This window comes from Pseudomonas sp. FG6, assembly GCF_057809015.1.
The window spans coordinates 1-359 of sequence record NZ_JBMDJD010000093.1 but is presented as its reverse complement, the minus strand read 5'-3'; the positions used below and the strand labels follow the sequence as shown (position 1 = coordinate 359).

Here is a 359-nt window from a genome sequence, read left to right as displayed (position 1 = left end):
GCGGCGATGGTGATGACCGAGCCATTGCTCAGGGTCACAGTGACCGGGGTTTGAGCCGGATTGGTCAGGGTGGCGGTGTAGGTGATCGAACCGCCTTCGGTGATGGTGTCGTTGGCGGTCAGGGTCAGACCGGTGTTGTCCACCGAATCAGTGATCGTGGTGACCGCTGGCGTAGTGCTCGGCACCAGGTTTTCAAAGTTGCCACCGGTGGCACCGGTAATGGTGGTGCTGACGGTACTGCCGTTGTTGTAGACGTCGTTGGCTGGAGTGTCGACGACGACGGTGCCGGTGGTCTGGCCGGCGGCGATGGTGATGACCGAGCCATTGCTCAGGGTCACAGTGACCGGGGTTTGAGCCGG

The 359-nt window shown here is 62.1% G+C and carries 1 protein-coding gene; it reads right to left on the bottom strand.

The window, feature by feature from the left end:
• The coding region (locus ACODSJ_RS24750; RefSeq protein ID WP_489104229.1) for an immunoglobulin-like domain-containing protein at nucleotides 1–359 on the bottom strand (359 nt) is incomplete at both ends.